Source organism: Actinoplanes sp. NPDC049599 (assembly GCF_044465625.1).
Taxonomy (GTDB): Bacteria; Actinomycetota; Actinomycetes; order Mycobacteriales; family Micromonosporaceae; genus Actinoplanes.
This window is the reverse complement of the sequence record NZ_JBITLX010000024.1, coordinates 57,366-77,217: the sequence shown is the minus strand read 5'-3', so window position 1 is coordinate 77,217 and position 19,852 is coordinate 57,366. Positions and strand designations below refer to the sequence as shown.

Below are 19,852 nucleotides of genomic sequence, written 5' to 3'. Positions count from 1 at the left end.
GCAGGACATTCACGGTCATGAGGCTGCGGGCATGGCACTCTCACGACGTACTCTCCTGCTCAGCAGCGCTGCGGTGGGCGCTGCCGGCGCCGCGAGCGTCTGGCCGTTGGCCGCCTCGGCGGCTCCCTACCGTGGGCCGCTGCGCACCGATCCGTTCACCCTCGGGGTGGCCTCCGGCGACCCGGACCACGACGGTTTTGTGCTGTGGACCCGGCTGGCCCCGAACCCGCTGGCCGACGACGGCCTGGGCGGCATGCCGTCCCGCGACGTCCCCGTGCAGTGGCAACTCGCCGCCGACCCCCACTTCCGGCGGGTCGTCCGCCACGGCGTGACGGTCGCCCGGGCGAAAGCGGCCCACACCGTGCACGTCGAGCTGCACGGACTTCCGCCAGGGCGCGAGTTCTACTACCGCTTCAAGGCCGAGCGGTACGTCTCCCCGACCGGCCGTACCCGCACCGCCCCGGCGCCGTGGGTCGGCAACGGCACTCTGGCGATGTCGTTCGTGTCGTGCTCCCAGTACGAGCACGGCTACTTCACCGCGTACCGGCGACTGGCGGAGGACGAGCCCGAGCTGATCCTGCACCTGGGCGACTACCAGTACGAGTACGGCCCGGACACGTACAACATCCCGGGTGGCAATCCGCGCGACCACCAGGGCCCGGAGACGGTGACGCTGGCCAACTACCGCCAGCGGCACGCCCAGTACAAGAGCGACCCGGACCTCCAGGCGGCGCACGCCGTGGCGCCGTGGGCGGTGGTCTTCGACGATCACGAGATCGAGAACAACTGGGCGGACGAGGTCCCGGAGCAGCCGGACCCGAACTTCCTGGCCCGCCGGGCAGCGGCGTTCCAGGCCTACTACGAGAACATGCCGCTGCGCCGCACCTCGATCCCCCGCGGCATCGACATGCAGCTGTACCGGCGGCTGCACTGGGGCCGGCTGGCGACGTTCCACCTGCTCGACACCCGCCAGTTCCGCGACGACCAGGGCTGCGGCGACGGCTACAGGGACTGCCCGGCGGCGCTCGACCCAGCCCGCTCGATCACCGGCGCGGCGCAGGAGAGGTGGCTGCTGGACGGCTTCCACCGCTCGTCGGCCCGCTGGGACATCCTGGGCCAGCAGGTCTTCTTCGGCCAGCGCGACAACAACGCCGGCCCCGCGCAGGTGGTCAGCATGGACTCGTGGGACGGATACGCGGCCAGCCGCGACCGCATCACCCGAGGCTGGGTCGACGCGGGGGTACGCAACCCGGTGGTGCTGACCGGCGACGTGCACGCGCACTGGGCGGATGAGCTGAAGCTGGACTACACGGACCCGACCTCGCGCACCGTGGGCACCGAGCTGGTCTGCTCGTCGATCACCTCCACGGGGGACGGGGCGGATGTGGTCTCCGGACGGCACCCGTGGGCGGCCTGGAACCCGCACCTGCGCTTCTACAACAACCAGCGGGGTTACGTGCGCACGAAGATCAGCCGGGAGGCGATGACGGTCGACTTCCAGGTGCTGCCGTACGTGACACGGCCGGGTGCTGAGGTGCATACGCGGGCGACCTTCGTGATCGAGGACAGGGTGGCCGGGTTGCAGCAGGTGGCGGACAACCCGACGCCGGGTGGTGGCGCCGCCCTGCGGACCGGGGACCTGGGCGAAGCCACGGTTCAGCAGGAGACCGAACGGCCTTGATCCACGTCGCCCCGGCCGGGCCGTCGTGGAGGCCCGGCCGAGGGCTGGTCGTGGCGCTCGGTCCCCGCAGCCGATCGCGACGGCCGGCAGGGGGTCGCGACGGCTGGCAGGGGGTCGCGACGGCCGGCAGGGGTCAGATGCGGCGGCGGGTGGCGCGGCCGGTCTGCTGCGGGCGTTTGTCCCGCTTGTTCGGCCGATTGCCGGCTGCGCCACGGGACTTGGTCGGCGCAACTCGACGTTCCGGCTGTTCGCGGGCTTGATCGAGGCCGCCGTCCGGCGGGAGGACCGGGCCGGGCCGCAAGTAGGCCGGCTGGTCGGGCGCCGGGTCGTCGTCCTCCGGGTCGAGCCAGGCACTGACCGGGGGCATACCGGCCACGGCCGGCCAACCGTCGAGCACTGACGGCGGCAGTCCGGCCGCGAGCACGCCCTGCATGAGGTACGCCAGCGAGTAGTCGAGCTTCTGGTCGAGGGCGCGCTCCACCGCGACGCTGGACAGCGGGCCCAGCCCCATCCGCCAGGCCACGAAGGCCAGCAGGGCGGCCGGCGCCGGAAGGTAACGCGGTTCCACCCGGCGCATCAGATCCGACCACAACGCCAGTTCCCACTCGTGGGTCCGGGTGCGGGCCCAGGCGTAATCGCGGACCGGCGTGTGCAGCAGCAGGACACCGAGCCAGGCCGCGTCGTCGTCGCTGAGCCGCCCGCCCGCGCGGTAGCAGCACTCGGCTTCCCGGACCGCCGTCCGGCCCGCGCTGCGGACCAGGGCATAGAAGTGCTCGGCGTCCGTCAGGAGGCCCGCGTCCTCCGCGGCGGACTCCGGCTGGTTGTCCGGGAGCGGCGCCGCGACACCCAGACTCGACCAGATCACGTCGCCCGGACCCAGCTCGGTCGGTCCGGGTTGATCGTCGGCGGAGGTGACCAACACGAGCTGGGGCGCCTTCCCGTCATGGAATCGGGAGCTTCGCAGGCCCGTGGTGCTCGGCGGCTCGCCGTCGACGGGTCCGGCATCACCGGGCACCTCGTCGGGTCCAGCCTCGGCGGGCTTCTCGGCGGGGGCGGGATCGGCGAGTTCCTCAGCGGGTGCGAAATCGGCGGGCTCCTCGGCGTCAGGAGCGGGGTCGGCGGGCTCCTCGGCGTCAGGAGCGGGATCGGCGGGGGCCTCGGCGTCTGGTGCCGGTCGGCGTTCGGCCGCGAGGGCTGCCAGGCGCAGCACCGCCCTTGCCGTGGCCGTGTTCATCGCCTCACGGTCGTCACCCGTCACCGACTCGAGCTGCGCTGCCAGCGCCTCCCGGCTCGGCAGGGCCACGGCACCGGCATACGTCGCTTCCGTCGCCACCACGCTGAACGCCGGCTCGCACACGAGCCCCTCGGGCGGGCAGCACGCCGGGTCTTCGCACAGGTAGGACCAGTGGCGGCCGTCCGTCACGCGCAGCTCGTCGACGATCGCCACTTCCGCCTCGCGGAACGCCTTCGACAGGCGCAGGACTGCCGGTGTGACGCGGGGCTCTTCGCCGTACCCGATGATCGTGACGGCCTCGATCTGCTGTTGCCGGACGACCTTCGCCAGATGCAGCACCGCTGCCTTGGCCTCTTCCTCCGGGGCGTCGCGTGCGGGCAGGTCGGCGCGCATCGCGCAGATGATGCGCGCGGCGCGCATCGCCACCACGATCAGGCTGTCAGCAGGATGGAAGCCGACCAGGAACGGCACGGCGGAGATGAGCTCGGCGGGGGAACTGACCTTCAGCAATGTCATGCCGGGCAGCGTGGCCGAATCCGGCCCGCGCCTGTCTGCCAAAAGTCGAACCTGTGGATAACCGGGTTATCCACAGGGGCCCAGCGCGGAATCGCGTCAGGAACGAAACTGCAACTCATGCAACTCGAGCCCGTCCTGCTGCCACTCGTGGGCATGCCGGTCCAGGTCCATGGTCAGTTCGATCGACGACACCACGTCGTAGCCGGCCGCGTGCAGGCTGCGGATCGCGTCGACGTTGCGCGACGACGGCGAGATCGTCAGCGACACCATGTTGCGCTTCTTGGCCTCCGCGGCCACGTGCCGCAGCAGCTTGCGGCCGACGCCCTTGTGCCGGTGCGAGCGGGTGACCACCACCGGCTCCACCTCGCCGCCACGTCCGCGCATGATCAGCCCGACGAGCCCGATCACCCCGTCGTCGGCATGGTCGGCGACCCACAGGCCGCTCAGGTCCAGCCGGGTCAGGTACTCCTCGAAGCCGGCCCCGGCGTCGTCGGCGGCATCGCCGTACATCTGGTTGTGCTGATTGGTCAGCTCCGACCACAGGCGGCGACCAGCGTTGTGGTCGCTCGGCCGGTACGAACGCACCGCGACAGGTGTCATGCCGACATTTTGACTCCGATTCGGGCATGCCGTAACCCGAAGTGGAAGATAAGGCGGTGGATCTGGCGTACCTGCGCGCGCACCCCCAGCATCTCCCGACATTTCTCACCCACCAGCGGATCCGGGAAACTCCCGTCGGGGGCGGTGACGTGTGCGTCGCATCCCGCTTGACCTTGGACGACGGCGCGTCACTCTTCACCAAGACGTGGCCGTCCGGAACAGCGCCCGAGCACTTCTTCACCACCGAGGCGGCCGGGCTGCAATGGCTCCGCCAGGCCGCGACAGTGCCGATCCCCGAGGTGTTTGTCGCACTTCCGGAGATGCTCGCGCTCGAATGGATCGACCCGGGCCCGGCGTCGCCTGCGGCCGCCGAGCGCTTCGGCCGGGAGCTGGCGGGGCTCCATCGCGCCGGCGCGGAGTCGTTCGGCGCCGGCTGGCCCGGCTTCATCGGGCCGCTGACCCAGGACAACACGCCGTCGGGTGGGCCGTGGGGGCCGTGGTTCGCGGAGCGGCGGCTGCGGCCGTACCTGAAGATCTCGGCCGACAGCGGCGCGCTCCCGGCGGCCGACGTCGCGGCCGTGGAGCAGGTCATCCTCCGGATCGAGGAGTACGGCGGGGAGGAACCGCCGGCCCGGATCCACGGCGACCTGTGGCCGGGGAACGTGCTGTGGGGCGCCGACGGCCGGGCGTGGCTGGTCGACCCTGCCGCGCACGGCGGGCACCGGGAGACAGACCTGGCGCAGCTCGGACTGTTCGGTGGGGCGCCGCACCTGGAGACGATCCTGCAGGCGTACGCGGAGGAGTGGCCGCCGACGGACGGGTGGCGCGACCGCGTACCCGTGCACCAGCTGCACCTTTTGCTGGTGCACACCGCGGCGTTCGGCGGCGCCTACCGGAGCGCGGTACGGGCGGCGGCCGACGCTGCACTGCGAAAATGAGCACTCCGTGGCCGGTTGAGTGCGTCGCACCACAAACCGCGCGCCGCCAAATGTCGTATCCAGGCGCTAGGTTCGACCAGTGAGCAAGCGGGCCGGGCTTTCCGAGTGGCGCCGAGCTACCGCGGGCAGGCGGGGTGAGGGGTCGACGTGAGTGTGCTCGCTGACCGGTTCGGACGGGTTGCGCGCGACCTGCGGGTGTCACTGACCGACCGCTGCAACCTGCGCTGCACCTACTGCATGCCCGAGGAAGGGCTCGCGTGGATGCCCCGCGAGCAGCAGCTCACCGACGCCGAGGTCGGCCGGCTGATCCGGATCGCCGTCGAGCAGCTCGGGGTGACCCAGGTGCGGTTCACCGGCGGCGAGCCGGTGATCCGGCGCGGGCTGACCGGCATCATCGCCGCGGCGGCGGCGCTCAAGCCGCGCCCGAAGCTCTCCATCACCACAAACGGCATCGGGCTCGACCGGCTGGCGGCGCCCCTGCGCGACGCCGGGCTGAATCGCGTGAACGTCTCGCTGGACACGCTCTCGCCCGCACGGTTCCAGCAGCTCACATACCGGGACAGGCACGCCGACGTGCTGAAGGGCCTGGCCGGCGCGGCGCGCGCCGGGCTCACCCCGGTGAAGATCAATACGGTGCTGATGCGCGGGGTCAACGACGACGAGGCCCCCGAGCTGCTGCGTTTCGCCCTGGACCACGGGTACGAGCTCCGGTTCATCGAGCAGATGCCGCTCGACGCCCAGCACCAGTGGGACCGGCACCAGATGGTCACCGCCGAGGCGATCCTGGCGTCCCTGGAGCCCTTCGGGCTGGTGGCGGATTCGGTTTCACGTGGAACAGCGCCGGCCGAGACCTGGCTCGTGCCGGGCTACGTCGACGCGGCGGGCAACCCGGCAAGGGTGGGTGTCATCGGGAGCGTGACCAGGCCGTTCTGCGGCGACTGCGACCGCACTCGGCTCACCGCGGACGGCCAGGTGCGCAACTGCCTCTTCGCCACGGAGGAGTCCGATCTGCGCGGGCTGCTGCGCTCGGGCGGGAGTGATGCGGCCATCGCGAAGGCCTGGCAGGTCGCCATGTGGGGCAAGCGGGCGGGCCACGGCATCGACGATCCCTCATTCCTGCAGCCGGCGCGGCCGATGTCGGCGATCGGGGGCTGACATGCCAAGCGCGGTTCAACGGCGACCAGGTAGCCGAGGTCGCGTTGCGCTTCGGGCGGCCGAGACCAGCAGCTCTCTCCGCTGCCGGGCCAACCTGGGCAGGAGGGTGAACCGTCATGGTTGAGGTTCGATACTTCGCCGGCGCGCGGGCGGCCGCGGGCCGTTCGTCGGAGCACCTCACGGCCGATTCGCTTGACGATCTCACCTCGCTGCTGACCGAACGCCACGGCGAACGGCTCGCGCTGGTCCTCAAGGCGGCCAGCTTCCTGGTGGACGGGCTCGCCTGCCATGATCGACAAGCGGCGCTGCCCGCCGGTGCGACGGTTGACGTCCTGCCGCCGTTCGCTGGGGGTTGAGCTTGATCGCGTTCGTCGCGGTGGTCTTCATCGTCATCGACTTGATCCACTTTTACCTGTGGAAGCGCCTGGTCAAGGACCCGCTCCGGCCCGGGCGGCTGCGCCACGCCGGTGCGGTTGTGGCGGTCCTGCTGGCGGTGCTGGTGCCGGTCACCTTGATCGGGGTCCGCTCCGGGTATCTGGTGTGGCTGGCCTGGCCGGGCTACCTCTGGCTCGCCCTGATGTTCTACCTGCTCGTGACGCTGGCCGCCCTGGAGATCCCGCGCCTGGTGATCAACCTGTGGATGCGCGCTGCGAGCAGGCGCGCGGGCGACGTTGAGCGCGTGAAGGCGGGCGCGGCTGAGACCGTGAGGTCCGTCACGGCCCAGCGGGAGAGGGTAGGCGCGGCCGAGCTGGAGAGGGTCGGCGCGACCGAGCCGGAAACCGCGGGCGCGGCAAAGCTGGCAAACGCGGGCGCGCAGGCGGAGGGGGTCGCGGCCGAGCTGGAGAGGGTCGGCGCGGCCGAGCTGGAGAGGGTCGGCGCGGCCGAGCGGGAGAACGCCGCCGCGATCGCCGCGACGATGGTCCATGCCGGCGTGGCTGATCCCGCGACCCTGCTCGACCCGGCCCTCGACGCCCAGCTGGGCCCGGACGCCCAGGCCGGCATCAACCGCCGTCTTCTTCTGGCCCGCGGCGTCGCGATCTTCGCCGGTCTCACCGCCGCCGGTGTCACCGGCTACGGCGTCAAGACCGCCCTCGGTCCTCCTCAGCTCGACCGCGTCCAGCTTCCCCTCGCCAAGCTCCCCCGGGCCATGGACGGCACCCGCCTGGCCGTCGTCTCCGACATCCATCTCGGGCCGCTGACCGGCACCCAGCACGCCGCCCGGATCGTCGGGCTCATCAACTCCGTCAACGCCGACATCGTCTGCATCGTCGGGGATCTGGTCGACGGCAGCGTTGCTGAGCTGGGCAGGTTCGCCGCGCCGCTGGCCGGCATTCGGTCGCGGCGGGGCGCCTTCTTCGTCACCGGCAACCACGAGTACTACTCCGGATATCAGGAGTGGGTCACCGAGGTGGCGCGGCTCGGGGTGCGGCCGCTGCGCAACGAGCGGCTGGAGATCGACGGGCTTGACCTGGCCGGGGTCAATGATCTCGGCGGTGTCGACTTCGGGGACGGGCCCGATCTGCAGCGGGCGCTCGGTGACCGGGATGCCCGGCGGCCCGTTGTGCTGATGGCGCATCAGCCCGCGGTCGCCCGGGACGCGGCTCCGTTCGGAGTGGACCTGCAGGTTTCCGGGCATACCCACGGCGGTCAGATGGCGCCGTTCAACCTGCTCGTCAAGCTGGAGCAGCCCGTGGTGAGCGGCCTGGGCAAGGTCGACGGTGTGCCGGTTTACGTCACCAACGGCGCCGGGTTCTGGGGCCCGCCGGTCCGGGTCGGGGCTCCGCCGCAGGTCACGGTCATCGAGCTGCGTACCCCGTAACAGTGAATCCGGGGAGTTCCGCGGAGCCACGACGCACATCTCCGCAGGATTCAATCGTGGATCGGTTATGTCACTTCGCGCGTGGCGGCTCGTGGCGTGCCGGGCGCTCGTGACAGGATGCAGCGTGCCCTCGGTTAGCGAAGGGTCCTCGGTCACCGCGGACACATACGTCGCGGATCTGCACATCCACTCCAAGTACTCCCGGGCCTGCAGCCGCGATCTCACCCTGCCGAATCTGGCCTGGTGGGCCCGGCGCAAGGGCATCGCGGTGCTCGGCACCGGTGACTTCACGCATCCCGCCTGGTTCGACCACCTGCGGGAAAACCTCCGCCCTGCCGACGAGCCCGGCCTCTACCGGCTCGGCGGCGACGCGGAGCAGGACGTCAGCCGCCGCCTGCCGCCGATCCTGCAGGGCGGCTCGGACGCGCGGTTCATGCTCAGCGTCGAGATCTCCACGATCTACAAGCGTGACGACCGCACCCGCAAGGTGCACCACCTCATCTACATGCCGGACCTCGCGGCCGCCGCCCGGTTCAACACGGCGCTCGGCCGGATCGGCAACCTCACCGCGGACGGCCGGCCGATCCTCGGCCTTGACTCCCGGGACCTGCTGGAGATCACGCTCGAGGCCAGCCCGGACGCCTATCTCGTCCCCGCGCACATCTGGACCCCGTGGTTCTCCGCACTGGGTTCGAAGTCCGGCTTCGACGCGATCGCGTACTGCTACGCCGACCTCGCCGAACACATCACCGCCGTGGAGACCGGCCTCTCCTCCGACCCGGCGATGAACTGGCGGGTCTCGAGCCTGGACCGCTACCGGCTGGTGTCCAATTCGGACGCGCACTCGCCGGCGGCGCTGGCGAGGGAGGCGACGCTCTTCACCGGCGCGCCGGACTACTTCGCGATCAAGGCCGGGGATGCCCTCGCCGGCACCATCGAGTTCTTCCCGGAAGAGGGCAAATACCACGCGGACGGGCATCGCGCCTGCGGCATCAACTGGGCGCCCGAGCGGACCCGGGAGCACGGCGGCCGCTGCCCCGAGTGCGGCAAGCCGCTGACGGTCGGCGTGCTCAACCGGGTCGAGGAGCTGGCCGACCGCTCCGCCGGCGGCGGCGCGCGGGACCAGCAGGTTGTGCATCTCATCCAGCTGGCCGAGATCATCGGCGAGATCAACGGTGTCGGCCCGAAGTCCAAGACCGTCGACGGCCAGCTCAACCACCTGGTCGCCAGCCTCGGCGCGGAGCTGGACATCCTGCGGCGGGTCCCGCTCGACGAGATCGGCCAGGTGGGCGGCGAGCAGCTCCGCGAGGCCATCGGCCGGCTGCGGCGCGGCGACGTGCGGCGGATTTCCGGGTACGACGGCGAGTACGGCGTCATCACCCTCTTCGAGCCCGGCGAACTGCGCAACAAGCAGAGCGCACCGCAGGCCGAGACGTTGTTCGACATGATCCCCGTACCGGTGCCGCAGCAGCGCAAGGCCGAGCCGGCGATCGGCCGCGCCCCGGTGCCGAAGGCCGCCAAGGAGCCGAAGAAGAAGGCACCGCCGCTGCCGCCGCCGGCCAGCCCGCACGAGCCGTTCGAGCCGATGCTCGCCGGCATGGAAGAGGTCGGCACCGGGCTGCTGGACCGCCTCGACGCCATGCAGCGGGTCGCGGCCTCCGCGCCCGGCGGACCCCTGCTGATCGTGGCCGGCCCGGGCACCGGCAAGACCCGCACGCTGACGCACCGGATCGCCTACCTCTGCGCCGAGCTGGGCGTCTTCCCCGAACGCTGCCTGGCGATCACCTTCACCCGCCGCGCCGCCGAGGAGATGCGGCACCGGCTCGACGCGCTGATCCCGGACGTCGCCGAGGACATCACCGTCGGCACGTTCCACTCGCTGGGGCTGAGCATCCTCAAGGAGAACGCGAAAGCCGCCGGGCTCGGCGCGAACTGGCGGATCGCCGACGACGCCGAACGGGCCGCCGCCCGGGAACAAGCCGGCGACGACGACCAGGCGTACGCGAAGCTGCTCCGCCAGCAGGACCTGGTCGACCTGGACGACCTGCTCACGATGCCGGTCGCGTTGCTGCGGGACGAGCCCGAGCTGGTCGAGCGGTACCGCAAGCGCTGGCAGTGGATCTTCGTGGACGAGTACCAGGACGTCGACGACGTGCAGTACGAGCTGCTGCGGCTGCTCGCGCCCGAGAACGGCAACCTGTGCGCGATCGGAGACCCGGACCAGGCGATCTACTCCTTCCGTGGCGCCGACGTCGGTTACTTCCTGCGCTTCTCCCGTGACTTCACCGATGCCCGGCTGGTCCGGCTGACCCGCAACTACCGCTCGTCGGCGCCGATCCTGGCCGCGGCCGTGCAGGCGATCGCGCCGACCACGCTGGTGCAGGGCCGGCGGCTCGACCCGGCCCGGGTCAACCCCGAGTCGCCGCTGGTGGGGCGCTACTTCGCCGGCAGCGTGGCGGACGAGGCGGACTTCGTGGTCCGTACGGTCGACGAGCTGGTCGGCGGCCTGTCGCACCGTTCCCTGGACTCCGGCCGCGTCGACTCCCGCGCGGTGGCCCCGGGCACGTTGTCCTTCTCGGACATCGCCGTCCTGTACCGCACGGACTCGCAGGCCCAGGCCGTGGTGGACGCGCTGTCGCGGGCCGGCGTACCCGTGCAGAAGCGGTCACACAATCGCCTGCGGGACCGGCCCGGGGTGCAGGTGCTCGCGCGCGAGCTGCGGCACGCCGACGGGCTCGGCGGGTCACTCGCGGCGCGCGTCAAGCTCACCGCCCAGGTGATGGCCCAGCGCTACGCGGCGCCGACCCTGGACGCCGAGCAGCTCGCGCCCGAGGACGTCTGGACGGCGGCCGACCTGCTCATGCCGCTGGCGCACCGGATCGGTGAGGACCTGCCGCGGTTCCTGCAGGAGATCGCCACGGGCGCCGAGGTCGACGCGCTCGACCCGCGCGCGGAGGCGGTCAACCTGCTCACCCTGCACGCCGCGAAGGGCCTGGAATTCCCGGTCGTCTTCCTGGTGGGCTGCGAGGACGGGCTGCTGCCGCTGCGCTGGCCCGGCACCAAGCCGACGGACGACGAGACGGCCGAGGAGCGGCGGCTGTTCTTCGTCGGGCTGACCCGGGCGCAGGACCGGCTCTATGTGAGCCACGCGGCGCGACGCTTCCGGCACGGCTCGGAACGCGAGCAGTCGCCGACGCCGTTTCTGGACGCGATCGACCTGGGGCTCTTCGAGCGGATGGGCGACACCGTCCCGGCCCGTCCGAAGGACCGGCAGCTGCGGCTCCTCTGACCGGGGCAGCCGGCAGGAGCAGCCCGACCCGCACGTCGTCGCCCATGTCCGAAAGTCTGGCAGCAGCCTCTGACAATTTCGGCAGGCTCACTCGACCTCGACAGCCCGGCCACCCGATCGAGGCCAGGTCGGGCGAGGCCAGGTCGGGCGAGGCCAGGTCGGGCGAGGCCAGGTGAGGCGAAGCCAGGCGAAGCGAAGCCAGGCGAAGCGAAGCCAGGCGAGGCGGGGCCACGTCAGGCGAGGACAGGTCAGGTGAGGGCGATGGCGAGGAGCGCGCCGGTCAGCAGCGCCGGCCCCAGCGGCATCCCGGTCCGGCGTCCTGCTCGACGGGTGAGCAAGAGGATCAACGCAGCCGGTCCGTTGATCAGATGCGGTGCCACGAGGCCGGCCACCAACGCCTCCCACCCCACAAAGCCGAGCGTGAACCCCAACACCGCCGCCAGCTTGACGTCCCCAAGCCCCAGCCCACCACCCGGCAACAAGGCGACAACCAGATAGATCGCCCCGCTCAGCAACGCCGCCAGCATGCCCCGGCCGACCCGGCCCGGATCCCCGGCAACCACGGCCCCGAGGCTCAACGGCACCACCGTAGCCACTCCCAGCAGCGCCACGAGCGCGTCCGGCAGCCGGAGACAGCGGAGGTCGATCACGGCCAGCAGGATGCCCAGCATCGCCACGGGCAACAGCACCAGCAGCATGAGCGCCGGGCCGGTCGTGGCGGCCAGCACGCCCGTCACCACCGCACCCGCCATCACCGTCCACACCGGTGGCCGGGCACACGGGCACGGTGCTCCGGCCCGTACCCAGGTCGTCAAGGCTGCCGCGCAGGCCGCGCAAGTTGATCTCGGATGGTCGCCGCGGGGCACCGCCAGGCGGTGCGCCGGGCGCGGCACGAACGCGGCCGACGCGCCGCCGAAGACCGCCGCGCAGACCGTCACCGACAATGACATGGGGCTGAACGCTAGCGGGCCGACCGGCGCCGGGCGGGTCGCGTTGCCGACAGATGAGGCGAATAGCCCTGTTGTCACCGAGTTGAGCCCAGGTCGGCGCGATTCCGGGAGAGAACGAGTCAGTCCGCCACGCTACGGTGGCGTACAGCGATCCCGCGCCTGGAGGAACCCCGATGTCGCAGAACGGCCCCTATCCCGGCCAGGGCTGGCCGGCCAGCGGATCATCAGGTTCCGACGAGCCCTACACGGAGCCGGCCGACCCCTGGGGTGACGCGGCGACCCACGCGTCGCCGGTGCCCGACACCGCGTGGGGCGGTCAGCCGATGTCGGTGCCGCCCGTGCCCGAGAGTTCCACCGGCTTCAACGGCGGTTATCCCGTGAATCCGATGAACGGCGCGCCACCGATGTGGCACCCGGCGCCGACCCCGGCGCCGCCGAGACGGCGCAACACCCCGATCGTCGTGCTGGTTGTGGTGCTCGGCCTGCTCATCCTCGGCGGTCTCGCGACCGCGGGGTGGCTGGTGCAGCGTTCGAGTGATCCGCAGGGCGGCGCGACGGGAGAGCCCAGCGCGACGGCGAGCGCCACCAACGGTTCCGTGCCCGAGCCGCAGAGCAGCGAGGACGCGCGCTTCGTGGCCAAGGGCCAGTGCGTGCGCAACGAGGGTTCGGCCGACGACAGCCCCGACCTCAAGATCGTGGCTTGCGCCAGCGGCACCTACGAGGTGCTCAAGCGGGTCGACGGCCGCACCACCGGCGAGGCCGACGCCGAGTCCAAGTGCAGCAAGGTGTCCAAGTACACCAAGTGGTACTTCTACGACAGCGAGCTGGACAGCCTCGACTTCGTCCTCTGCCTCCGCGAGTATGGCGTCGACTAGCGCTCTCTAGCTTCAACGCTAGACTGCCGTAGATACCGTTCGATTGTTGACTCTAGCTTTTCGGCTAGAGAGCCCGATACGGTGCTATCCGTGGATCCGGTCCGCAACCCGTACGCGCCCGGCGCCGGCCAACGGCCACCCGAGCTGGCCGGTCGCGGCCGTGAGCTGGATGCCTTCGACGTGGTGCTGGAACGCGTCGCCCGGGGCCGGCCGGAACGCAGCCTGGTCCTGACCGGACTGCGCGGGGTCGGCAAGACCGTGCTGCTCAACACGCTCCGGTCCGCCGCGATCGGCCGGCTCTGGGGCACCGGCAAGATCGAGGCCCGGCCCGACCAGTCGCTGCGCCGGCCGGTTTCCGCCGCGCTGCACATGGCGATCCGCGAGCTGACCCCGCACCACCGCAACCCCGAACGGGTCGACGAGGTGCTGGCGGTGCTCAAGGCCTTCGCGCTGCGGGCCAACGACTCGTCGGCGAAGCTGCGCGACCGGTGGACGCCCGGCATCGACGTGCCGCCCGCCCGTGGCCGCGCCGACTCGGGCGACATCGAGATCGACCTGGTGGAGCTCTTCACCGACGCCGCGTCGCTCGCCACCGACGTCGGCACCGGCATCGCGCTGTTCATCGACGAGATGCAGGATCTGGGCCCGGCGGACGTGTCCGCGCTCTGCGCCGCCTGCCACGAGTTGTCCCAGCTCGGCGCCCCGCTCATCGTCGTCGGCGCCGGCCTGCCCCACCTGCCGGCGGTGCTGTCCGCGGCGAAGTCCTACTCGGAACGGCTCTTCCGCTACCAGCGCATCGACCGCCTCGACCGGATCGCCGCCGACCTTGCCCTGTGTGCCCCGGCGGCGCGCGAGGACGTGGAGTACGAGCCCAAGGCGCTGGACCTGCTGTACGAGAAGTCCGGCGGCTACCCCTACTTCGTGCAGGCGTACGGGAAGGCGACCTGGGACCACGCGCCGACGTCGCCGGTGACCGCGGAGGACGTCCGGATGGCGGCGCCGGAGGCGGAGACCGAGCTGGCGGTCGGCTTCTTCGGCTCCCGGTTCGAGCGGGCCACGCCGGCGGAGCGCGAATACATGCGCGCGATGGCCTCGCTCTCCGGCGACTCGGAGAACGACATGGACGCGGCCGTGCCGACCGCTGACATCGCCGCGGCCCTGTCGCGGCGGCCGGCCAGCCTGTCGCCGGCCCGGGACGCCCTGATCAAGAAGGGCCTGATCTACTCGGGCGAGCGCGGCACGGTGGCGTTCACGGTGCCGCACTTCGGCCGCTACCTGCGTACTCAGCCCTGAAGGTCGGCCTGGACGTTGCGCCACGGCGCGGGGTAGCGGGCCTCGACCGCCCGCAGGGCCAGGACCTGCCAGGCGTCACCCGCCGAGGACCATTCGCTGGTGATCCCGTACGGCGCGGCCGGGACGAACCCGAAGCGGCGGTAGTACGCGGGCTCACCGAGCACCAGCACCAGCCGCTCCCGGGACTCCGTGGCCCGCCGCAGGGCGTCGCGGACGACGGCCGTGCCCAGCCCGTGCCGCTGCCGCCCGGGTGCGACCGCCACCGGCCCGAGCGCCAGCCCCGCCTCCCCGCCGATCATGATCCGGCTGAGCAGCGCGAACGCGACCACGTGGCCGTTTTCCTCGGCGACGACGGAAAACTCCGGGAGCCACGCATGGGTCGGCCGCAACGCCGCGACCAGCCGGGCCTCGTCCTCACCCCCGAACGCCGCCTCCAGCACACGGCGTACGCCGTCAGCATCCTCGGGTTACTCGATCCGCACCTCACTCATGCCCGGAACCCTACGGAGGGGTCGGGGAAGCTATCCACAACTCACCCGGCGCGCTTCCGCGGATCCGGGTATAACGGGGCTATGAAGCCTGTGCGTACTGCAGCCCGCGCCATGCTCGGTGCGGTCTTCGTGGTCAGCGGAGTTCGGATCGTCCTCGACCCCGATGACAAGGTCACGGCCGCCAAGCGGGTCACCGACAAGGTCGGACCGCTGATCGAGCGGGTTGATCCCCGGCTGCCCAGCGACGCGCGCACCCTGGTGCAGGCCAAGGCCGCCGCCGACGTGGTCGCCGGGCTGCTGCTGGCCAGCGGGCGCTTCACCCGGCCCGCCGCCGCCGTGCTCGCCGCCGGCCTGGTGCCGACCACCTTCGCCGGGCACCCGTTCTGGAGGTTCCCCCAGCCGGAGCGGTCCCACCACCAGACGCACTTCTTGAAGAACCTCGGCCTGCTCGGCGGGCTGCTGCTGGCCGCGGTCGACACCCAGGGCAAGCCGGGGATCAGCTACCGCACCAGTCACGCCGTCGACCGTTCGCAGCGCTCGGTGCGCCGCGTGGTGCGCACGGCCCGGCGCGAGGCCAAGATCGCCGCGGTCACCGCGGCCGCCGCGCGCAAGATCCCCGGCTGAATCACCTAACGGGCTCACCCGGCGTTAAGCCGTCGAAGCACCAGGGCGGCGCGCCTGCAAGACCGGCGCGGTGACGCCGGGGTCGAGCTACGGGGAGGTCGCGCCATGCCCGCGATGCGGACTGCCGCGCGTCCGGCCACCACCAGGTGCGTGGTGGTCCTGCTCGCCTGGGTCGGCATCCTGGCCGCGATCACCACGATCGCCCAGCGGTACGGCTTCAGCATCCTCGCCGTGGACCGCGCGGCGATCGGCCACGCCCTGTCCGGCGACGGCCTGTACGCGTACCGGGCGCCTCTGACGCACCTGGGCACTGCCCTGCCCCCGCCGGCGTTGTTCCTGGTCTCCCCCGCGGTTTTCCTGCCGTTGCCGGTGGCCGGCTGGCTGACCGCGCTCGCCGGGGTCGCCGCGCTCGGCCTGTCCCTGGTGGCGTTGGTGGGCCCGGTGGCCCGCCGGTACGGCCGCCGCCCCTGGCCGGTGGTGCTGGCCGCGGGCGCCCTGGCCCTGACCGTGGAGCCGGTGCGTGCCGCGCTCGGCCTGGGCACGCTGGGTCTGCTGGCGTTCGGGCTGATCACCGCCGACATCGTGGCCCTGCGCCGGGGCGCGTGGGCCCGCAGCCGCGCCGCATGGTGGCCGGGCCGCCCCGCCTCCTCGCCACCGCGCAGCCGCACCCCCGTTGACCTGCTGCAGCGAGGCTGGGCGACCGGCGCGTGGGCCGGCGTGGGCGTCGGCCTGGCCACGGCGCTCGCGGTGACCCCGGCGTTCTTCATCCTCTACCTGGTGATCACCCGGCAGTGGCGGGCGGCGCTGACCGCGACCGGCACGGCCCTGACGGCGGCCGCGGCGGCCCTGCTGGTCAGCCCCGGGGAAACCGTCGCGTGGCTCGGTGAGGTGCTCTGGCGCATCGACCGCACCGGCCCGGTGGACACCATCGCCAACCAGTCGCTGGCGGGCGTGCTGGCCCGTATCTACGACTCGGCGACGACGCCGGTGCTGCTGTGGCTGTCGTTCTCGCTGCTGCTCATCGCGGTCGGGCTGATCCGGGCCCGGGCGGCGCACGCGGACGGCGACGAGATCGCGGCGTTCACGCTGGTCGGGCTGACCGCGGCGATCGTCGGACCGGTGACCGACACCAACGAGCTCATCTGGGTGCTGCCGGCGGTGCTGATCCTGATCGACGCCGCGGCCCGCCGCCGGGTCACCTGCGGCCGCCCGCCGCCGGGGCGCTGGGCGGGGCTGCCCTTCGCGATCGCCGCCGGGGTCACCTATCTGCTCTTCGTGCTCGCGCCGATGTGGAGCCTGCCCGACACGTTCTCCGCCAACTGCTACGCCCTGGCCCTGATCCTGCTGGTCAACGCCTTACCGTGGCGGCCGGGAGTGGCGCCGGCCTTCCCGGTCAACCGGTGGCTGGGCCGGTCCCGCCGAGCGGCGGCCCCGGCAACGTCCGCTCCCGGCCCGGCGAATCCGGTGCGGCGAGTGGGCCCGATGCGGAACACCCCGGGCGGGCCGCTGTCGGCGTCGACGATCCCCCCGCCCCGCGACCCGGGCCGCTAAGGCGTGCCCGTGATCCTCACGGGCAGTTCACCCATTCCTCGGTGCCGTCGGTGAAGACCTGGCGTTTCCAGATCGGCAGGCGCGCCTTCGCCTCGTCGACCAGCCGCGCGCAGGCCGTGAACCCCGCCGCCCGGTGTGCCGTGCTCACCGCCGCCACCAGCGCCACGTCGCCGATCTCCAGCACGCCGACCCGGTGGGACACCGCCACCGCATACACGGCCGGGTCGGCCGCGATCTCCTCAGCCACCTGGCGCAGCACCGCCGCCGCGCTCGGGTGACCCTCGTATTCCAGCAGCGTGACGCCCTTGCCGTCGTCGTGGTCGCGGACCGCGCCCTGGAACGACACGACCGCGCCGGCCCGGGGGTCCGCGACGGCTTTCTCGTGGGCCGCCAGGTCCAGGGTCGTGTCGTGGACCTCGGCGATACGCACTGTCTCTGGCGTGGTCACGGGCGCTCTCCGGGATACAGCGGCAGCGGGTGGAACGGGACGAGGTCGCCAGCGGCCGCCTCGGTGTCCGGGCGGACCACGGCGAAGCCGTCGGCGGTGGCCAGGCCGCGCAGCATGGCCGAGCCGACGTGGCCGACCGGGGTGGCCCGGCGGCCGTCCCGGTCGAGCGAGGCCAGCGCCAGGTGGGTGAAGCCGCCGCGGCCGGGGACCGGCGCGGTCAGCTCGATCTTGGGCAGGGCCGGGAACTCCCGGCCGTGCAGGCCGGCCAGCAGCGGGGCGACCAGGGTGATCAGCGCGATCACCGCGGACTGCGGGTTGCCGGGCAGGCCGGCCAGGAAGCGGAAGCGGCCGTCCGGGCCGGGCACCCGGGCCAGCAGCATCGGGAAGCCGGGGCGGACCGCGACCGTGTTCACCACATACTCCCCGCCGAGCTCGGCGAGGGCCGGGTGCAGGTGGTCGACCGGGCCGTTCATCGTGCCGCCGGTCGTGCAGACCAGGTCCGCGACTGCCAGCGCGTCGCGGATCGCCGCCACGTGCGCATCGAGCGTGTCGCGCACCGGGCCGCGGACCGCCGACGGGCTCACGGTCGCGCCGTAGCGGCGCAGCCAGGCCGGCACCAGTGGGCTCAGCGAGTCGCGGACCCGGCCGGCTCCCGGCGGGCCGCTGGTGAGCAGCTCGTCGCCGAAGACCAGCAGCGCGGCGCGCGGCTGCGGCCGCACCGGGATGGCGTCGTAGCCGCAGGTCGCGGCCATGCCGAGGACGGCCGGGTCGACCGGGGTGCCGGCCGGCAGCAGCTCCTCGCCGCGCCGCGCCTCGTCGCCGGGCAGCCGCCACTCCGGCAGCGGTCGCGGGGTGCCGCTGATCCGGCCCTCGGCGCCGCGGGTGGACTCCTCGACCCGGATCAGCGCCTCGGCGCCCTCGGGCACCATCGCGCCGGTGGCGATCTCGACGCAGGTGCCGTCGTCGGTGAGCGGCGCCGCCGTGCCGCCGGCCAGCACCCGGCCGGCCGGCCGCCAGGGCGCCGGCCCGCGGACCGCCCAGCCGTCGATGCTCGACGTCGGGAACGCCGGCAGGTCGGTCAGGGCGACCAGCGGCTCAGCGAGAGTACGGCCGTCGGCGCCGGCCAGCGGCACCGTCTCGGCGGGACCCGCGGCGGCCCGGCCGGCCTCGTACGCGGAAGTGCGTGCCTTGTCCCAGTCGACCGGGATGCTGTCTGCGCTCACTCGGAGAGCTTATGGTCGCTGCCGCCGATCTGGGCGACGGTGTGGACAAGGATCGGCCCCAGCACCGCCAGCCCGTCCCGGGCCCCGCCGGTGGAACCGGGCAGGTTGACCACCAGCGTCCGACCGGCGACCCCGGCCAGCCCCCGCGACAGCGCGGCCGTCGGCACCTTGTCCCTGCTGTACGTGCGGATCGCCTCCGCGATGCCCGGCACCTCGAAGTCGAGCAGCGGACGGGTCGCCTCGGGGGTGCGGTCCGTCGGTGTGACACCGGTCCCACCGCTGGTGAGCACCACGGCTATCCCGTCCGCCAGGGCCGCTCGCAACGCCTCGGCGACCGGCTCGCCGTCGGGCACCACGACGGGCTCCGGGTCCACCGCGCAGCCGAGCTCGCGCAGCCCGGCCACGAGCAGCGGACCGCTGGTGTCGGCGTAGACACCGGCGGCGGCGCGGTTCGAGGCGACGATGACGCGGGCCCGGATCACGGACGGTCCGCCGGGCGCAGCCACTCGCCGGTCTTGCCGCCGTCCTTGCGCAGGACCCGGACGGACTCGATGCTGGCCGCCGGGTCCACCGCCTTGATCATGTCGATCAGCGTGAGCCCCGCGACGGCGACCGCGGTGAGCGCTTCCATCTCGACGCCGGTGCGGTCGGCCGTCCTGGTCGTCGCGGTGATGTCAACGCCGGTGCCGGTGATGCTCAGGTCGACGGTGACCCCGTGCAGGCCGATCGGGTGACACAGGGGGATGAGGTCGGGGGTGCGCTTGGCTCCCATGATCCCGGCGATCCGGGCGACCGCCAGGGCGTCGCCCTTGGGCAGGCCGTCGCCGTGCAGCAGCGCGACCACCTCTGGGGTGGTGCTCACCCGGCCGGCGGCCACGGCCCGGCGCTCGGTCACCGCCTTGGCCGTCACATCCACCATCCGGGCTGCGCCGTCGGCGTCGACATGAGTCAGTTTCGCTGCGTTGGTCACTGGATCAGCCTATCCAGGAGGCGGTGCGGGCCGGGGAATAACCGCACGGCCGTGCCGCATCGTCAGCGATCACGAACTTTCCGTAGCCATTCCGATTCGCAATCCGCTCTACGCGGTGAATTGAGCCACCGCACGCTTATCGCCGGCACACCAATGGCGTAAGAAGGACAGGGCCCCGCGTTCACCACCGCCTGT

17 protein-coding genes and 1 pseudogene are annotated in these 19,852 nt (G+C 72.4%); 10 read left to right on the top strand and 8 right to left on the bottom strand.

Annotation, left to right across the window (positions count from 1 at the left end; all coding sequences use genetic code 11):
* Window positions 1-31: 31 nt before the first annotated feature.
* A complete protein-coding gene (locus ACIBQZ_RS32385; protein ID WP_396092630.1) occupies window positions 32-1,681 on the top strand; it encodes an alkaline phosphatase D family protein in 1,650 nt (549 codons plus the stop codon).
* A gap of 133 nt (window positions 1,682-1,814) precedes the next feature.
* On the opposite strand, the gene ACIBQZ_RS32380 is transcribed toward ACIBQZ_RS32385, so the two are convergent.
* Complete coding sequence (locus ACIBQZ_RS32380) at window positions 1,815-3,431, bottom strand: DUF4192 family protein (protein ID WP_396092629.1); 1,617 nt, start codon at window positions 3,429-3,431, stop codon at window positions 1,815-1,817.
* Window positions 3,432-3,527: 96 nt separating this feature from the next.
* Complete coding sequence (locus ACIBQZ_RS32375) at window positions 3,528-4,031, bottom strand: GNAT family N-acetyltransferase (RefSeq protein WP_396092628.1); 504 nt, start codon at window positions 4,029-4,031, stop codon at window positions 3,528-3,530.
* Between the two features lie 56 nt (window positions 4,032-4,087).
* Between ACIBQZ_RS32375 and ACIBQZ_RS32370 the strand changes: the two genes are divergently transcribed.
* From ACIBQZ_RS32370 to ACIBQZ_RS32350, 5 genes are all read left to right on the top strand, one after another.
* Window positions 4,088-4,969 carry a fructosamine kinase family protein gene (locus ACIBQZ_RS32370; RefSeq protein WP_396092627.1) on the top strand — a complete coding sequence of 294 codons (882 nt, stop codon included), beginning with the start codon at window positions 4,088-4,090 and terminating at the stop codon, window positions 4,967-4,969.
* A 147-nt stretch (window positions 4,970-5,116) separates the two neighbouring features.
* Entirely contained in the window at window positions 5,117-6,124 is a 1,008-nt protein-coding gene (gene moaA, locus ACIBQZ_RS32365) for a GTP 3',8-cyclase MoaA (RefSeq protein ID WP_396092626.1), read from the top strand.
* Between the two features lie 116 nt (window positions 6,125-6,240).
* Window positions 6,241-6,480, top strand: coding sequence for a MoaD/ThiS family protein (locus ACIBQZ_RS32360; RefSeq protein WP_396092625.1), 240 nt, complete (start codon window positions 6,241-6,243; stop codon window positions 6,478-6,480).
* Between the two features lie 2 nt (window positions 6,481-6,482).
* Window positions 6,483-7,943: a metallophosphoesterase gene (locus ACIBQZ_RS32355; protein WP_396092624.1), complete on the top strand. Its 1,461-nt coding sequence runs from the start codon at window positions 6,483-6,485 to the stop codon at window positions 7,941-7,943.
* 67 nt (window positions 7,944-8,010) lie between these two features.
* Window positions 8,011-11,232 (top strand): UvrD-helicase domain-containing protein, encoded by a 3,222-nt coding sequence (locus ACIBQZ_RS32350; protein ID WP_396092623.1) that lies wholly within the window; start codon window positions 8,011-8,013, stop codon window positions 11,230-11,232.
* Window positions 11,233-11,480: 248 nt separating this feature from the next.
* Here ACIBQZ_RS32350 and ACIBQZ_RS32345 read toward each other — a convergent pair whose 3' ends face one another.
* Window positions 11,481-12,182 carry a prepilin peptidase gene (locus tag ACIBQZ_RS32345; RefSeq protein ID WP_396092622.1) on the bottom strand — a complete coding sequence of 234 codons (702 nt, stop codon included), beginning with the start codon at window positions 12,180-12,182 and terminating at the stop codon, window positions 11,481-11,483.
* A gap of 173 nt (window positions 12,183-12,355) precedes the next feature.
* On the opposite strand from ACIBQZ_RS32345, the gene ACIBQZ_RS32340 reads away from it, so the two are divergent.
* Together ACIBQZ_RS32340 and ACIBQZ_RS32335 are read left to right on the top strand one after the other, a co-directional pair.
* Window positions 12,356-13,057 (top strand): hypothetical protein, encoded by a 702-nt coding sequence (locus ACIBQZ_RS32340; protein ID WP_396092621.1) that lies wholly within the window; start codon window positions 12,356-12,358, stop codon window positions 13,055-13,057.
* 90 nt (window positions 13,058-13,147) lie between these two features.
* The gene (locus ACIBQZ_RS32335) at window positions 13,148-14,350 is read left to right on the top strand and encodes an AAA family ATPase (RefSeq protein WP_396092620.1); all 1,203 of its coding nucleotides are present in this window, start codon (window positions 13,148-13,150) and stop codon (window positions 14,348-14,350) included.
* Here ACIBQZ_RS32335 and ACIBQZ_RS32330 read toward each other — a convergent pair.
* A pseudogene (locus ACIBQZ_RS32330) lies at window positions 14,341-14,817 on the bottom strand (GNAT family N-acetyltransferase); the annotation flags it as partial. The gene ACIBQZ_RS32335 and the pseudogene ACIBQZ_RS32330 sit on opposite strands and share 10 nt — an antisense overlap.
* A gap of 105 nt (window positions 14,818-14,922) precedes the next feature.
* Here ACIBQZ_RS32330 and ACIBQZ_RS32325 point away from each other — a divergent pair.
* Window positions 14,923-15,465 carry a DoxX family membrane protein gene (locus ACIBQZ_RS32325; protein ID WP_396092619.1) on the top strand — a complete coding sequence of 181 codons (543 nt, stop codon included), beginning with the start codon at window positions 14,923-14,925 and terminating at the stop codon, window positions 15,463-15,465.
* 105 nt (window positions 15,466-15,570) lie between these two features.
* The gene (locus ACIBQZ_RS32320; protein ID WP_396092618.1) at window positions 15,571-17,016 is read left to right on the top strand and encodes a glycosyltransferase 87 family protein; all 1,446 of its coding nucleotides are present in this window, start codon (window positions 15,571-15,573) and stop codon (window positions 17,014-17,016) included.
* Between the two features lie 16 nt (window positions 17,017-17,032).
* Here the strand turns inward: ACIBQZ_RS32320 and ACIBQZ_RS32315 are convergent, their stop codons facing one another.
* From ACIBQZ_RS32315 to moaC, 4 genes are read right to left on the bottom strand one after another with little or no spacing between them, the layout of a single operon-like run.
* Window positions 17,033-17,464, bottom strand: coding sequence for a molybdenum cofactor biosynthesis protein MoaE (locus ACIBQZ_RS32315; protein WP_396092617.1), 432 nt, complete (start codon window positions 17,462-17,464; stop codon window positions 17,033-17,035).
* Complete coding sequence (locus tag ACIBQZ_RS32310) at window positions 17,461-18,687, bottom strand: molybdopterin molybdotransferase MoeA (RefSeq protein WP_396092616.1); 1,227 nt, start codon at window positions 18,685-18,687, stop codon at window positions 17,461-17,463. Before ACIBQZ_RS32310 ends, ACIBQZ_RS32315 begins: the two co-directional genes overlap by 4 nt.
* Complete coding sequence (locus tag ACIBQZ_RS32305; protein WP_396092615.1) at window positions 18,684-19,169, bottom strand: molybdenum cofactor biosynthesis protein B; 486 nt, start codon at window positions 19,167-19,169, stop codon at window positions 18,684-18,686. The genes ACIBQZ_RS32310 and ACIBQZ_RS32305 overlap by 4 nt, the downstream gene beginning before the upstream one ends.
* Window positions 19,166-19,657, bottom strand: coding sequence for a cyclic pyranopterin monophosphate synthase MoaC (gene moaC, locus ACIBQZ_RS32300; protein WP_396092614.1), 492 nt, complete (start codon window positions 19,655-19,657; stop codon window positions 19,166-19,168). Before moaC ends, ACIBQZ_RS32305 begins: the two co-directional genes overlap by 4 nt.
* Window positions 19,658-19,852 lie beyond the last annotated feature (195 nt).

Excerpts from the sequence above, each read along its gene's own strand:
- ACIBQZ_RS32385 (WP_396092630.1), top strand. The coding sequence starts at position 32 with ATGGCACTCTCACGACGTACTCTCCTGCTCAGCAGCGCTGCGGTGGGC.
- ACIBQZ_RS32325 (WP_396092619.1), top strand. The coding sequence starts at position 14,923 with ATGAAGCCTGTGCGTACTGCAGCCCGCGCCATGCTCGGTGCGGTCTTC.
- ACIBQZ_RS32375 (WP_396092628.1), bottom strand. The coding sequence starts at position 4,031 with ATGACACCTGTCGCGGTGCGTTCGTACCGGCCGAGCGACCACAACGCT.
- ACIBQZ_RS32340 (WP_396092621.1), top strand. The coding sequence starts at position 12,356 with ATGTCGCAGAACGGCCCCTATCCCGGCCAGGGCTGGCCGGCCAGCGGA.
- ACIBQZ_RS32380 (WP_396092629.1), bottom strand. The coding sequence starts at position 3,431 with ATGACATTGCTGAAGGTCAGTTCCCCCGCCGAGCTCATCTCCGCCGTG.
- ACIBQZ_RS32320 (WP_396092618.1), top strand. The coding sequence starts at position 15,571 with ATGCCCGCGATGCGGACTGCCGCGCGTCCGGCCACCACCAGGTGCGTG.
- ACIBQZ_RS32350 (WP_396092623.1), top strand. The coding sequence starts at position 8,011 with ATGTCACTTCGCGCGTGGCGGCTCGTGGCGTGCCGGGCGCTCGTGACA.
- ACIBQZ_RS32360 (WP_396092625.1), top strand. The coding sequence starts at position 6,241 with ATGGTTGAGGTTCGATACTTCGCCGGCGCGCGGGCGGCCGCGGGCCGT.
- ACIBQZ_RS32345 (WP_396092622.1), bottom strand. The coding sequence starts at position 12,182 with ATGTCATTGTCGGTGACGGTCTGCGCGGCGGTCTTCGGCGGCGCGTCG.